This window comes from Bdellovibrio sp. HCB288 (assembly GCF_047305935.1).
Lineage (GTDB): Bacteria > Bdellovibrionota > Bdellovibrionia > Bdellovibrionales > Bdellovibrionaceae > Bdellovibrio.
Window position 1 is genome coordinate 2,233,701 of the sequence record NZ_CP178619.1, and the last position, 14,711, is coordinate 2,248,411.

Sequence of the window (14,711 nt, forward strand, 5' to 3'; positions counted from 1 at the left end):
TTTTTTTGCTCTGGGAGCGGGGTCTTTTTATGAACGTCAGTCTACGAGGCGTAAGCCGAGTTTCTTGTGTTTTGCTTGCAGCAGGTAAATCTTCGCGAATGAGCGGAAAAAATAAGCTTCTTTTGCCCTTTGGGGGGCAAACACTTGTTCGTCGTACAGCGATGGAAGTCCTGAATATCAATTTTGAGGAAATGATAGCGGTGACCGGCCATGAAGCGGATTCCATTTCCGCACAACTTAAGGATTTACCGCTAAAAGTGGTGTTGAATCAGGAGTTTGATGCCGGTATGCACAGTTCGATCAGAACCGGATTGTCTCACTTGCGCAAATATCACGATGGATTTTTTATTTGTCATTCTGATCAGCCCGAGCTCGATTCGGTCATGTTGAAGGATATGATTCGTGTTTTCGAAGAACACGAGGGGAAGAATATTGTTTATCTGTCCTGTCAGGGAAAAACCTCGCAGCCCATTTTAATTCCGCGCGAATTTGCACCCGAGATTCTGCAATATCCAGACGGGGACTATGGATGTTCGTATCTGCTGAATAAATATTCGCAGCGTCTGGCGCCCTTGGAGGTAAAAGAGGAAATGTATCTTCGCGATTTGGATACGCCAGAGGATTTGTCGATTATTTCACTCGCACAACATGGTTAAGCAACCAGTATAAAGGAGTATACGATGAAAGTGAAAGTTTTGGGTATGATCGTGGCAGCGGCTTTATTGGCACCTCAATCAGGTTTTGGACAGGACGATCCCAAAATCTATGAGAATATGGAGAAAACGGGTCCCCACAGCATGGAAGGAACCCAGGCCATTGAGGTTGAGGCAAAAGTGATTGAGGTCAATCGCAAGACCCGTGAGATCACCTTAAAGCCGAAAGACGGTGAAAGCATGACCGTCAAGGTTGGCGATGAAGTCAGAAACTTCGATAAAATCAATAGAGGTGACATGCTGAGAATCCGTTACCTGGAGTCTTTAGCCTTGGAGTTAAAAAAGCAAGGCACCGCCGAGAACATGAGAGACAGATCGGCAGAAATCGTTCGCTCCAAGCCGGGACAGAAGCCGGGGGGGATGGTGGTGGAGAAAGTTTCAGCCATCGGTACTATCACGAATGTTGATAAGAAAAAGAAGAATGTGACAATCAAAGGACCTGAGCGTTCCGTCACCGTTCAAGTGCAGGACAAGAGTATTCTGGATCAACTGAAAAAAGGTGATCAGATCGAGATTGAGTATACACAAGCGATGGCGGTTTCTGTGGAGACTATTAAACGATAATAACTGAAAAGGTGGGGCAAACCCCACCTTTTCTTTTTTAGTGATTCTTGTTCTCTCGTCTTCGGACTTCAGTGCTCGATTCGTCAATATCTGAATTGGAACCCATTTCGCTTTGAGTGGACCAATCATGAGTTGATTCCCGTTGTACGCGGATATTGTTAATAACATCCCGAACGGACGAAATTCTTTCTGCCAAATCCTCCGCCAGATGTTTCATGCGTCTTTCCGGGACCGTGCCTGAAAGTGTCGCTTCGGCATCCTTGACTTTAACCTCTATGTCACGAGCGTCGATCTCGGAGTCCCGGGTGAGCATGTCGCAAATGTCTTCGCGGATTCGATCATCAGAGCGTACGTAGGATTTTGGTCCACGACCAGCAAAGGACTCGCGCTCGCTTCGTTCGTGGCCATAGTCCTCTTCTTGATAGTGACCTCTGCGTCCCCCGTAGGCTTGAGTGCCCCGATAGTCCCGGTCAGAATAATTTTGTGAACTGTAATCCCGGGAGTAGCTGCCATAGCTTGGTGAAGAATCGGACTCGCGATCGATGTGGTTGCGCCGCTGATCTTCCTGACGAAAACGATCCGCCTCATAGCGCACTTCGTGGGAGTTGCCTTTGCCATACCGACGGTGAGTTCCGCCTTCAAAATCAAATTCACGGCGCGAGCTGGAGTTTTCCATGTTAAAATCCCGTGCTCTTTCATCCTCATTGGAGCTGGAAAAGTTGCTTTGGCTATTGTCATTTTGTGACCAGCGGGAATCGTTGCGTGAGGCGTGAGATCCGCGAGAAGAGTAAGGTCTTCGGTCCTGGTTGCGATTGAATCGGTTTTGCATAAAGGCTCCTTTTTTTTGTACAGCCTTTACGATCACTCAGATTGATTCGGCTGCCAATTCAGAGCGGAGCATTTGGTCATTAATCATATTGTCAGAGTGCAGTTATTTCGCGGATCCACGGGTGATTTAGTTTTCCCTTGCCGATGTCCAGTCTGACTCGGTTGTAGAGATTCACCTTTTCGTAGAGTTGCGAAGAAATTCGAATGTCCTGAGGGAGGATCAGCGAGGATTTGGGATTTGAAACCTGAATGTGGTAGGTGATGTAGTGTCTGCCGGAACGAACCCGGTGCATTTGGGTGTAGTGCCCTTCCACAATGGCTTCAACCATATTGGAAGGCGAGCGATCCATTTTGATGTTGATTTCAGAATAAAGTGCGGTGCCACCAAATGGAATGGCAAAGGCAAGAACCAGAATGCTTTCAACGATAATGCGATGACCCCGCGATGACTTTCTGAAGATGTAACCAATGATGGCGACCAGAACCACAGCGGCAAGAGTACTGGCTATAAGAGCTGATCGTGCAAGCTCAACAGAGTTCACATAAACATCTTCGCGCAAACGCATCCATTGAAGAACGCTTGCAAAAGCGTAGCCTGCAAATCCCCAAATCAATGATTCAGTTAGAAGTGCTTTCCAAGCAAAGGTATCTGTTTCGCTTGGTTGCTTTTCAATCTGCTCAATTTGTTTGGAGAGTTTTGCGAAAAGAGTGGCAATGGTGTTGTCGCTGCGCTGGTCGCCGGGGAATCGGGCTTGAATAAAACCGCCGCCGCCGGCGACCCAGATGCATCCATGGGAGAATAGTTCTGTGATCAAGCCTCGGCATTCTGAGCTGCTTTGAATCATGCGCATAAAGCCCGCGTTGTCGGATGCGATATAAATCAATTCATCAAACTTAAGATCCCGTGTCTGGATTTCATCCGCAAATCCCCATTTTTTAAATAAGCGATCCAGTTTGGATTCTTTGGTCAGTTTAAAAGTGATGTCACTGGAATAACTTCTATTCCAAGTCGTCAGTTGCTGCTTGGCATGGCCTTTTGCAATGTAGGAGAAAAGTTCAATACCTTCGTGCTGACTAATGGTGCCTGTCATTTTTTGCAAGGCAATGTGGCGATTTCCCAATCGGAATAGAAAAGAACCGACAGTGATGACGAGCTTCATTAGTATCCACATAAATAAATTATTGTCTTTTGAAAGATTCATGTCCAGTCATTCCGACCTTGAGGGGACTTCTTTTATAATTGTTCAGTCGAAAGGGGATTTATGCGTTCAATCTTAATAGCGCTGACGACAATGTTGTTTTTGGTTTCCTGTATCCATAAGAAAAATGTCGGTCAGGAAAGTAATGGTGAAGGCTGGTTGGTATTAAAGGGCGTGCGCCTTATTGATGGCATGGGCGGTATTCCCCGGGATAATGTAAATATTGTTTTGAAGGATGATCGCATTCAATCCATTCTGGATCCCAAGGAAGCGTTACCACCTCGTGCAAAAGTTCTGGAACTAGAGGGAAAAACGGTGATTCCGGCCTTGATGTCATCGCACATTCATTTAGGTATGACCAAAGGAAGCGATGTTGGATCCCGGAATATTTCTGCTGAAAATGATCTAAGTCAGCTCTACAAGTTTTCAAAATACGGAGTGGGTGCGGTTCTTTCCCTGGGGACTGATGGTGATGAAATTTACAAAATCCGCGCTGATAGTCAAAGAAGTGACAGTTCCCTGCCCCGGGTTTTGACGGCGGGGCGGGGATTTGGCGTCCCTAATGGAGCACCTCCCATCGACATGGGAATTGATCAGGTGTACCGCCCTCGAACAGTGGCGGAAGCACGCAAGCAGCTAAAAGAACTTTTAGCGAAGCGGCCCGATGTTATCAAAATCTGGGTGGATGATTTTCATGGAAAGATGAAAAAGAAAATGGACCCGGCGATCTACAAGGCACTGATTAAGGAGGCACATGCCAGTAAGGTGCCGGTGGCAGCGCACGTTTACTATTTGCAGGATGCCAAACTTTTGGTGCAGGCAGGTGTGGATATATTGGCGCACAGTGTGCGTGATCAGGATATCGATTTGGAGCTGGCGTCCTTAATGAAAACAAGAAACGTCGCCTATATACCAACTCTGTCGGTGGATGAGTCCCAGTTTTTATATGAAAAAAAACATGCCTGGATGGATGAACCATTTTTTCAAGGATCCTTGGATGCAGGTGTGATGTCGTGGTTGCAGACTTCTTACAAAGCGGATCCCGCTGCTCGTGAGTCATTGCGCCAGGCTCAGAAAAATGTCATGGCATTATTTAAATCAGGAATCGTGATAGGACTCGGAACTGATTCGGGTGCGAACCTGGCTCGAATCCAAGGTTTTAGTGAACACCGGGAAATGGAGCTACTGGTGGATGCCGGAATTGAGCCGGTGGAGGTCATACGAATGGCCACGGTTAATAATGCCAATATCCTGGGGCTGACAAAAGACTATGCGGGAATTCAACCGAAAATGAAAGCGAACTTAATCGTGTTGGATGCCGACCCGTCAGAAGACATCCGCAACACGCAAAAAATAAACACAGTCTTTATTAACGGCCGAATTATCGAAAGACGTTAAGGCAGAAAGTAATGACGGCGGCATTGAAAAAATCAATGAAGCACGAGCCTACCAAGGGCACCACTAAAAATGCTTTTGGCGCAGGTCCGTATTTTTGACTTAAGGATTGCATGTTGGCCATGGCGTTGGCCGTGGTCCCCATCATAAAGCCCGTGTAGCCCGCGCCGATAACAGCACCTTCATAATCTTTTCCTGTTGCCCAAAATGCCGGACCGACAGCTGTGGCCGCGACAAGGATTGTTTGCACAGTCAGGAAGACCAGAATTGGCAGAGCTGCATTCTTCAGCTCCTCGAGGCGCAAACTCATGATGGCCATGGCGATGAACAAGGTCAGTGCCACGCTGCCAATCTCCTCCATCCATTCAGGTTGGATATGGAAAAGATTTGTGAAGTCCTCGATGTTTCTAAATATCGCGGCAACGATCATTGAACCAATATAGATGGGCAAAGTGATTCCCAATGCAACAATCCAACTTGATACATAAGAGCCAAGTCCCATGATCAGAATCAATGCCAGAAAGTGCAGCAGCAGATCGCGACCCGGAAACGCTTTCAGGAAGTGGGAGTCATCCACTCTGGCATGACCTCGGGAAGCGTGACCTTTTAAATTGTGTTTATGAATCAAATAAGTCGCCAGAGGTGCGCCGATCAAACCTCCCAGCAGGATTCCGCCCATCGCAGAAGTGATTCCGATGATGGAGGCGTTTTCAACACCAGCGGCTTCAAAAGCCGGTGCAAATGCCAATGCTGTACCCGGGCCACCAGTCAAAGATACAGCGCCCGTTAAGACACCCATGAGTGGATGAACTCCCATGACTTTGGCGGCACCAATTCCTGCTAGCACCTGAAGTATCAATCCACCGATTGAAAGCAATAGAAAATAAACCACCATCTTTCCACCTTGCTTTAGCAGGCGAAACGAAGCCGCATATCCGACCGAGGCGAAAAAGGCGATCATCAGGGGTGTTTCAAAGGACTTGTCGAATTGGAACTCGATCCAGCCTTGGGATTTCAAAACAGAAATAACAATGGCGACAAGAACGCCACCAATGACAGGTGATGGCAGATTGTATTTATCAACAAAGGTTATTTTTGATTTTAAAAAACGGCCCAAATAGACCACAAGGACTGCGAACGCGACGGTTTGAATGGATGATAAACTCATGTCTCAAGTTTAGATGCCTCGTTCTGAGCTGTCCAGGGTGCGTTGCGCTAATTTGTTTACAAGGCGATCTAAACCTCATAGATTGAGTCATGGTTCGCTTTTTAATCGTTCAAATTATGATCGTTGTAAGCCTCTTCAATTTCTGGAGTGTGGGCTTTGCAGCGCAATTGGACGATTGTTGCGAAACAGAGGTTCAGCACGCTTTGACAGGATTTGAAGCTGAATCGGTGAACAACCAAGGTTCCGTCAGTGAAAATCACCAGGATGATGAGTGTGCCACTCGTTGTGCGGAGTGCGTGATTTGTCAGTCTCAATGTAATCAACACGGTCTATTGAGTTTTTCTTCTCAAATGCTTGAAATTGAGTTTCAACAGGTTCATGGCGAAATTAATTATCTTGCATATCCAGAAGCTGAGATCAGAGTTCTAAAAGAACCTCCACGGGTTTAATCCTTCCATCATTTACATTTGAATAAGTAAAATTGCCGTGACCTTTTCAAGGCCGGTCGACATTTTGGGATATCAAAAATGAAAACTATTATATTATCGTCGCTGCTGTTTGCGGTAGCAGGTGCTATGGCAGATCAAGAGGGCTTAAGCCATCAGCATGGATTTCACAGCGAATGCCCTCTGCCTAAAACTTCCCAGGAAATTGTGCAATGTGTGATTACTCATCATCCCAAAGCACAGAAAGCAGCATTGGGAGTCCACCAATCCAAAGCATTGATGGACAAAGCCGGGCAGATTCCAAATCCGGAAGTAGATGTGGAAGCAGTATTTGGCAAGGGGAGCACCTCCAGCACAGACATCGGATTGTTGCAGCCCATCGAGTGGGGAGGAAAACGATCCTCTCGTTTGAAACTCGCAGATTCTGAGTTTTTACGTTCAGATGCCGAACTTAAGGAAGTTCAAGCTGAATTGATTTTGGAGACGGTGCAAAATCTGTATCGTCTGACTCAGTTGGAAAAAGAAAAATCTATAACGTCACAATCGATTCAGACTTTTGAAAGGCTGGTTCGGCAGCAGCAAGGGAGACCTGGTCTGGGGCCTGAACATCGCGTGAGTTTATCGGTATATAAAATGGCTTTGGCAGAGGCGCGAATGAAGCGTTCCGAGCTTTTGGATGAAGAAAAGTCATTGGAACATTTCTTTCATGTGGCCACGGGGCATTCGGTTGAGGAGCTTTTGCCTGCACTTCCAGGTTCGCGAAAAAAATGGCCTGAGGTTTCTGATGTTAAAACGGGAACTGAAACATCCCCTTTGATGCAAAAGTCCATTGCAGAGCGATCTTACTTTCTGGCGGAGGTTTCATCGGCCAGCGCAGAGGCGTGGCCCAGTTTAAAATTGGGACCTATGGCAAAACTTGAAAAAGGACCAGCTGATTCTGAAAACCTCTATGGATTCAGACTAATGATGGATCTTCCTGTTTTCAACTTAAACGGGGGAGGCAAGTCCTATTCCCAAGCGGGTTACGCCAAGGCGGAAAAAGCAATGGTGCTCGTCGAATCAGAAGAATCGCACGAGCGTGTCGAACAGGTGCGCATTTATCGCGCGGCCGTCGCTGCCTTGAATGAAGCTCCCACTCTTGAGGAGATCGACAAGGAATTTGCAAACAATCAAAAATTGGCCGGTCAGGGGCTGGTCTCAAGCTCTTTGGTGATTGAGTTTCACCGTCAGGGTATTGAGCTGATTCGCAGTCGAAACAGTCGTGAGATGAAGGCGAATCAGGCCTTGTGGCAGATTTATAAATATGACGGCCGTATTTTTCAGGAGTCCCTATGAAGATTCTTAAAGCGTTTATGTTTTTTTATTTAAGTTGTTTTTTCGGTGAAGCCTTTGCACACGATGCTGCGATAGGTGAGGCGACGCGCATCGGGCCTGGCAAGGCCATCGAGCATTTCGACGCAGAGCAGGGGTTTAAGCTTTCCCAAAAAGCGATGAAGTCCCTGGGGGTTTCCTTTAAGCCATTGACCGGAAAAGGTCCATGGAGTGTGCCTAAAAGTTCGATTGTGCAGATCAAACAATCCCATGCTGTGTATCGCCGCTATGATGGCTGGATATCCATGGTTCTCGTAAAGGTGATCTCCGATGGCAAGGACTCCGTTTTGATCAAGTCGGAAGACTTGGAAGCAGAGGATGAAATTGCAGTAAAAGGGGTTCCCTTTTTGCGTATGACAGATTCAGACCTTAACGCGGGTACAGTGGACTCGTGTGCTCACTAGGGAAGTTTTAAATGATTTCTAAATTAGTACGATTTTCAATCAACTATCGCTGGCTTATTATTTTCTTTACCTTCCTGGCCGCTCTGGCTGGGTGGTTGGCATTTCAGAAGCTGCCCATTGATGCCGTTCCCGATATAACCAATGTTCAGGTGCAGGTTAATACGGCGGTGGAAGCACTTAGCCCTGAGGAGATTGAGCGTACCGTCACGGTTCCCATCGAGATATCGTTGAATGGGATTCCCGGTGTGACTCAAGTGCGATCAATCACCAGATTCGGTGTATCGCAAGTCACAGTGACCTTTGAAGACGACACGGATATTTATCGAGCTCGTCAACTTGTGGCGGAAAGACTGCAGGATACCGCAGAGGCTTTGCCAGGGGGAGTAAATCCCAAGCTGGGGCCTGTAACTTCCGGATTGGGTGAGGTGTACCACTATGTGGTTGAAGCTGTAACGCCGGCAGAAGGAGCGAACAGACTGGATCAACTTGCTGAGCTTCGGGCCTTGCAGGATTGGTACGTCAAACCTCGTCTTCTGACAGTGAAAGGTGTGGCCGAGGTCAATACGATCGGCGGTCACGAGAAACAGTATTTGATTCATCCCGATCCTAAAAAGCTTGCTGCTTATGGTGTGCATTTCAGCGACATCGAAGAAGCAATTGAGAAAGCAAATAAGAATGCTGGCGGCGGATATGTTGAACAAACGGCCGATCAGTTTTTAGTTCAAGCTTTCGGATTATTCGAGAGTTTGGATGATATTCAAACAGTTCCTGTACGAGTATTGGAAAATGGCCGGGTGATTTCAATTGGTGATATCGCAACGGTCAGCATTGGAAAGGAATTGCGCACGGGAGCTGCAGTTCATAACGGCAAAGAGGTGGTACTGGGGACGGTGCTGATGTTGTTGGGAGAAAACTCCCGCACCGTGGCGCTTCGAGTGGCTGCGCAAGTCGAGGAAATTCAAAAAGGCTTGCCGGAAGGTTATGTTGTTAAGTCCGTTTATAATCGCTCCTATCTTGTAAATGCGACCTTAAGTACCATCGAGCACAATCTTCTGGTTGGTGCGATTCTGGTGATTGTCGTTTTGTTTCTGTTGGTGGGGAATTTCAGAGCGGCTTTGATTACGGCCATTGTTATACCTTTGTCGCTGTTGCTGACTTTCATTCTGATGAGGCGATTTGGAATATCCGGAAATTTGGTGAGTCTAGGGGCTTTGGACTTCGGTATCATCGTGGACGGTGCCGTGATCGTCCTGGATAATTGTGTGCGCCATATTCATGAACGGGCGAAAACATTGGGGCGCTCTCTAGGTGGTGATGAACTGAAAGACACCATTCATGACGCCACTCTTGAAATCAGAAAATCTGCTGGATTTGGAGAGCTGATTATTATCGTCGTCTTTCTGCCGATTTTTGCATTTGTCGGAATTGAAGGAAAGATGTTTATGCCGATGGCGGCGACGTTCATCTTTGCCATTTTCGCGGCGCTGGTATTGTCTTTCACCTTTGTTCCGGCGCTAGCGAGTCTGGTTTTGCGAGGACGAGTGGAAGATACTGAGCCCTGGATCATGCGTAAATTTTATGCCTTTTACAAACCGGCATTGGAATGGGGTCTTGGTGCCAAACGGGCGGTGATTTCTGTAGCGGTCGTGTCCGTGGCTTTGGGCGTATTTTTATTTTCCCGTCTGGGAGGTGAATTTCTTCCTCAGCTTGATGAAGGTGCTATCGCGGTACAGTTCATTCGACCTGTGACGGTGGGGATTTCTCACTCTGTCGGACTGGAAGAAAAATCCCATGAAATAATTAAATCCTTTCCCGAAATAAAAGACGTCTTTGGCAGAATCGGAACCGCCGAAATTTCCATGGATCCGATGGGTCCCAATATCTCGGATACTTTCTTGATGCTTCATCCGGAAAGTGAGTGGCCGGAAGTCAACGGGCACAAAAGAAATAAAGAGGAGTTGATTGCAAGTATTGTCGAGGAGCTGGAAGCAGCCGCTCCGGGACAACGAATTTTGGTCAGTCAGCCCATCCAGTTGCGTTTCAATGAATTGATGGAGGGAACGCGCGCGGATGTTTCGTTGAAGATATTCGGCGAGGATCAGGAAAAGATCACCGAAATCGCAGAAGAAGCGATGAAGGTGATCCAGTCAGTTCCCGGTGCCGGCGATGTGGAACTGGAGGCGAAAGGCACAGTTACGGTGCTTGATGTGATTCCGGATAAAAACATGCTTCGCAAAATGGGTGTATCGTCCCGTGAAGTACTGGAAACTGTGGAGATTGGTATTGGTGGCCATGAAGTCGGAACTTTCTATGAGGGAATGAAAAAGTTCCCGATCGTTGTTCGTCTTAAAGATGAAGACCGAAGCAATATTGAATCCATCAAGAATCTTCCTGTGGGTGTTAGCAGCTCTTCGACAATGGCTTTGAAGGACGTGGCGCATTTGAAGTTTGTTGAGGCCTATAGTTCCTTCAGCCGGGAGCAAACCAAACGCCGTATCGCTGTGTTGGTCAACCCACGAGGCCGGGATACTGAGTCGTTTGTGAGCGAAGCACAGGTCAAGGTTGCGGAAGCGGTCAAACTACCTCCCGGATACTATATGGAGTGGGGTGGTAACTTTAAAAACTTGAGTGAAGCAAAATCCCGACTGTTTATTCTGGGGCCTTTGGCTTTGGCTCTGGTGTTGTTGATGATCTATGCGGCTTTTCGGAATGTGTTTGAAACGGCACTGATTTTCCTGTGCGTGCCGTTTGCATTGATCGGTGGGGTGATAGCTTTGATGATAGGTGGGATGCCGTTCAGTATCTCGGCCGGTGTTGGATTTATCGCTTTATCGGGTATAGCAGTGCTCAACGGTGTGGTTCTGGTGAACTACTTCAATGAGCTGCGCGACCGCGGAATGAGCGGAAACCAATTGGTTCGGCAGGGGACAATGCTGCGGATTCGTCCGGTGTTGATGACAGCATTGGTGGATGTCTTCGGATTTCTGCCAATGGCATTGTCGTCAGGAATGGGGGCTGAGGTGCAGAGACCGCTGGCCACGGTGATCATGGGTGGTATTTTGTCCTCCACAGTGCTGACGCTTTTCGTGCTGCCAATTTTATACTCCGTATTTGAAAAACAAATTGTGGCGTTTGCCCATGAAAGAAAAAAATCAACTAACTAACAAGTCCTTAAGGAGGATTTAGATGAAAACATTGATGAGTTCTGTAGTGATCGTTTTGCTGGCGGGATCAGTTGCTTTTGCAGAAGAGGTTAAAACTCCGGCTGTAACCGCAACGGCAACAGCGTCCCCAACAGAGAAAGCTTTGGAGACAGTGACTGGCAAAGATAAAAAAGCCAGAAAGAAGAAAGTTCATATGTGTGGGGAGTGTGGCAAACCGGAAGTTGAGTGCGAATGCCCGGGTCACAAATAACAAAAAAGGGGACTGAAAAGTCCCCTTTTTTTGAATATTAAAATTAAATTTCAGAAGGATCGTGACCGAAAATTCGACGATAGCCCTTCATGAACCAGATCGAGAATCTTTCAACATATAGATGCAATGCCGGGATCACGTACAAAGTCAGCAAAGTGGAACTGATCGTACCGCCGATAACGACGATACCCAAGCTCGTACGGCCTTTGGAAGCTTCATTCAGACCAATCGCAACCGGCACCATCCCGGCAATCAACGCCAAGCTCGTCATGATGATCGGGCGCAGACGGGTGAAGCCCGCATGAATAAGTGCTTCTTTAAGGTCTTTGCCTTCTTTCTGCTGTTCCATCGTTGAGTCGATCAACAAGATCGAGTTCTTCGTCGCCAGACCCATCAACATCACGCAACCGATCATCGAGAACAAGTCAAAACTCGAACGCATGATGAACAAGCTATAGAAGGCTCCGCAGGCTGCCAAAGGAATTACCGACATGATTGTAACCGGAACAATGAATGATCCGTACAAGCTCGCCAGAACCAGATAGATGAACATCACACCCAGACCCATGGAGACCAGGATGTTTTGCATAAGTTCGGCAAAGCGCTCGGCCTCACCCACGAAACTGAAGGTCACACCAGGAGGCGGTTTCAATTCGGTTTTGGTCAAAGCATTTAGTTCAGCCATCACGCCACCCAAGCCTTTTCCACCCGGAGTGATATCGGCAGAGATCTGGATATAACGATTGCGGTTCTCACGCAGGATGACCGATGGACCTTGTGCAGGTTTTAGATCCGCCACGTTTGAAAGAGGAACCAAGCGGTTGTTCAAGTTCGGAACTTTCAAGTTGTCGTATTCTTTACGCAAGTCACGTTGATCCGGTTTCAAACGAACACGAACGTCATAACTGACGCCGTTTTCACGGTAAATCGCCGGAGTCATACCCTCGATCAAGGAACGAAGCTCCACACCGATACCAGTCAAAGTCACACCGGATGCTTTTGCGATGTCCGATTTCATTTTAACTTGATACTCCGGTTTACCCGCGCGGTAAGAAGTATCCGGTTGGGACAAGCTTGGATTTTTCTTTAAAACTTCCAAAACCTTGTTCGAGTAATCGATCAAAGCATTCATATCCTGACCGACGATATTCAAGTTGAACTGACGGCTGTTTTGCTGGCCGGGATTGTCCGTCACGATGATGTTATATTTTTGCTGAATGTCCTTGAATTCCGTACGAAGGGCATCCTTCATCGCCGTCGTATTTTTCTTACGCTGCTTTGAAGGCACCAGACGGATATACAGATTCCCTTTGTGTGCTTCAGAGTTGGATGAACCGATCAAGGCCAGAACGTTCTCGATTTCCGGGAACTTTTTGGCTTTCTCTTCAAGGATTTTTGCCACTTCGTCTGTACCATCTAAGCTCGCACCTGGAGGAAGTTCGAACATCACAAAGAATTCACCGTTATCCTGCGCTGGCAGGAACGTGAATGGAACCATGCGGGCCACACCCAAGGATATGAAGAAAATCAATACGCCGGCACCGATGGTTTTCAGCGGGTTCGCCAAAGACCATTTCAGTGTCACAACGTATTTTTCCTCCATACGGGATTGGAAGCGGTCAAAAGCTTTAAGGGCCGCTTTGTTCCATTTGCCGAACTTGGAAGTAGGTTCTTTGTGGGAGTGTTCGCCCGCAACGTAAGCTGACAAAGCGGGTGCCACGAAAAGACCGTCAAACAAGGAAACGATCATCGCAAAACAGATCGTCAAACCGAACTGCTTAAAGAACTGACCAACGATACCCTCAAGGTTACCGATCGGACCGAATACCGCAAGAATCGTCAAAGTCGTCGCGATGACCGCAAGAGTCACCTCTTGAGTACCCACCACAGCGGCTTTTTTAGGGGACATGCCGGCTTCAAGTTTACGGAAGATATTTTCCCGCACGACGATGGCGTCATCCACCAGAAGACCTACCACCAGAGACATCGCAAGCAAGCTCATGATGTTGATCGAGAAACCAAAGATACCCATCATGATACAAGCACCCAACAGGGAGTTGGGCAGGGCGAAGCCCGTGATCAATGTGGACTTCATGCTTCCTAAGAAGAAGTAGACCACGATAACGGTCAACAAAACCCCGAAGAAGATCGACTCGTAAACGTCAAAGACGTTGTCGCGGATTTTCTTGGAAGTGTCCTGAGTGATGATCATTTTGCCATCGATATTTTGTTCTTTAAGCTGAACGTTAACTTTTTCAACTTTGGCGCGGATGTCATCGGCAACTTGAACGGAGTTAGCGCCGGATTGACGGTAGATTGCAAAGTTGATGGCTTTTTTTCCGTTCAAACGGCTGCGTGTGGTTTCGTCTTGAAGAGTGTCTTCAACTTTCGCCAGCGTGCCGATCGTCACCGGATGATAAACATCCGCCAAGCGCAGAACTGTATTTCCGATGTCATTCAGGGATTGATACTGGGAAATTGTACGGAAGGAATACTGAGTATTGCCTTCGTCAATTTTACCGGCCGGAACGTTACGTCCCCCGGATTGCAGGGCATTGGAAACGCTGGTTGCGGAAACGTCAGCAGAGTTCAAGCGGTTGTAGTCCATGCTTACGTGGATTTCACGCTTACGACCACCCAGGATGTCCACTTGACCTACCTGGTAAACCTGCTCGAACTGGGGGGAGATGACCTCTTTGGCCAAGTCATACAATTTGCCGGCTTCCATATCCGACAACAACGTGATGTACATGATCGGGGCATCAGACGGGGAGACCTTACGAATCACCGGTTGGTCGACGTCGTCGGGAAGATCGCGCATCACGTTTTGAACTTTGGCGCGCACTTCCTGCTCGGCAAAGTTCAGATTGGTTTTCAGATTGAACTCAACCATCACCACAGAAACGGATTCCATATTTTGCGAAGAAACTTTTTGCACACCGGAGATGGTGGCCAGTTCATCTTCCAAAATTTTGGAAACTTCCATTTCGATCTCTTGAGGGCCGGCACCGGCATAAGTGGTTTGCACCACCACGGTTGGCAAAGAGACATCCGGATACAAATCGATAGGAAGTTTCTTTAAAGAAATCATCCCCAATGTAAGCATCAGGATAACAATGGATAGAATAAACACGGGCTGACGAACGGATAATAATGCTGGTGACATAGTGGGCGGAAACTATCAGTTTGCCCGAAAAAAACAACAGAAT

General features: G+C 47.4%; 12 protein-coding genes. 8 read left to right on the top strand and 4 right to left on the bottom strand.

All coding sequences use genetic code 11. The annotated features are described in order from the left end of the window. Positions 1–29 precede the first annotated feature (29 nt). Together ACLVWR_RS10930 and ACLVWR_RS10935 are read left to right on the top strand one after the other, a co-directional pair. Positions 30–656 (top strand): nucleotidyltransferase family protein, encoded by a 627-nt coding sequence (locus tag ACLVWR_RS10930; protein WP_413580688.1) that lies wholly within the window; start codon positions 30–32, stop codon positions 654–656. Between the two features lie 24 nt (positions 657–680). After that, complete coding sequence (locus ACLVWR_RS10935) at positions 681–1,277, top strand: hypothetical protein (protein WP_413580689.1); 597 nt, start codon at positions 681–683, stop codon at positions 1,275–1,277. 37 nt (positions 1,278–1,314) lie between these two features. On the opposite strand, the gene ACLVWR_RS10940 is transcribed toward ACLVWR_RS10935, so the two are convergent. Both ACLVWR_RS10940 and ACLVWR_RS10945 read right to left on the bottom strand, forming a co-directional pair. Continuing rightward, positions 1,315–2,106 (bottom strand): BON domain-containing protein, encoded by a 792-nt coding sequence (locus ACLVWR_RS10940; protein ID WP_413580690.1) that lies wholly within the window; start codon positions 2,104–2,106, stop codon positions 1,315–1,317. 91 nt (positions 2,107–2,197) lie between these two features. Then, positions 2,198–3,265: a hypothetical protein gene (locus tag ACLVWR_RS10945; protein ID WP_413580691.1), complete on the bottom strand. Its 1,068-nt coding sequence runs from the start codon at positions 3,263–3,265 to the stop codon at positions 2,198–2,200. A gap of 102 nt (positions 3,266–3,367) precedes the next feature. Between ACLVWR_RS10945 and ACLVWR_RS10950 the strand changes: the two genes are divergently transcribed. Beyond that, on the top strand, positions 3,368–4,702 hold the full coding sequence (locus ACLVWR_RS10950) for an amidohydrolase family protein (RefSeq protein WP_413580692.1): 1,335 nt from the start codon (positions 3,368–3,370) through the stop codon (positions 4,700–4,702). Here ACLVWR_RS10950 and gltS read toward each other — a convergent pair. Next, positions 4,686–5,867, bottom strand: a complete 1,182-nt coding sequence (gene gltS / locus ACLVWR_RS10955; RefSeq protein WP_413580693.1) for a sodium/glutamate symporter — start codon at positions 5,865–5,867, stop codon at positions 4,686–4,688. The genes ACLVWR_RS10950 and gltS overlap by 17 nt on opposite strands. A gap of 89 nt (positions 5,868–5,956) precedes the next feature. Here gltS and ACLVWR_RS10960 point away from each other — a divergent pair, with 89 nt between their 5' ends. From ACLVWR_RS10960 to ACLVWR_RS10980, 5 genes are all read left to right on the top strand, one after another. Beyond that, the gene (locus ACLVWR_RS10960; RefSeq protein WP_413580694.1) at positions 5,957–6,316 is read left to right on the top strand and encodes a hypothetical protein; all 360 of its coding nucleotides are present in this window, start codon (positions 5,957–5,959) and stop codon (positions 6,314–6,316) included. Positions 6,317–6,394: 78 nt separating this feature from the next. After that, positions 6,395–7,648 carry a TolC family protein gene (locus ACLVWR_RS10965; RefSeq protein ID WP_413580695.1) on the top strand — a complete coding sequence of 418 codons (1,254 nt, stop codon included), beginning with the start codon at positions 6,395–6,397 and terminating at the stop codon, positions 7,646–7,648. After that, complete coding sequence (locus tag ACLVWR_RS10970) at positions 7,645–8,088, top strand: hypothetical protein (protein WP_413580696.1); 444 nt, start codon at positions 7,645–7,647, stop codon at positions 8,086–8,088. The genes ACLVWR_RS10965 and ACLVWR_RS10970 overlap by 4 nt, the downstream gene beginning before the upstream one ends. Before the next feature lie 11 nt (positions 8,089–8,099). Then, positions 8,100–11,252, top strand: coding sequence for an efflux RND transporter permease subunit (locus ACLVWR_RS10975; protein WP_413580697.1), 3,153 nt, complete (start codon positions 8,100–8,102; stop codon positions 11,250–11,252). A 22-nt stretch (positions 11,253–11,274) separates the two neighbouring features. Continuing rightward, complete coding sequence (locus tag ACLVWR_RS10980) at positions 11,275–11,502, top strand: hypothetical protein (protein WP_413580698.1); 228 nt, start codon at positions 11,275–11,277, stop codon at positions 11,500–11,502. A gap of 43 nt (positions 11,503–11,545) precedes the next feature. On the opposite strand, the gene ACLVWR_RS10985 is transcribed toward ACLVWR_RS10980, so the two are convergent. Further along, the gene (locus ACLVWR_RS10985) at positions 11,546–14,668 is read right to left on the bottom strand and encodes an efflux RND transporter permease subunit (protein WP_413580699.1); all 3,123 of its coding nucleotides are present in this window, start codon (positions 14,666–14,668) and stop codon (positions 11,546–11,548) included. Positions 14,669–14,711 lie beyond the last annotated feature (43 nt).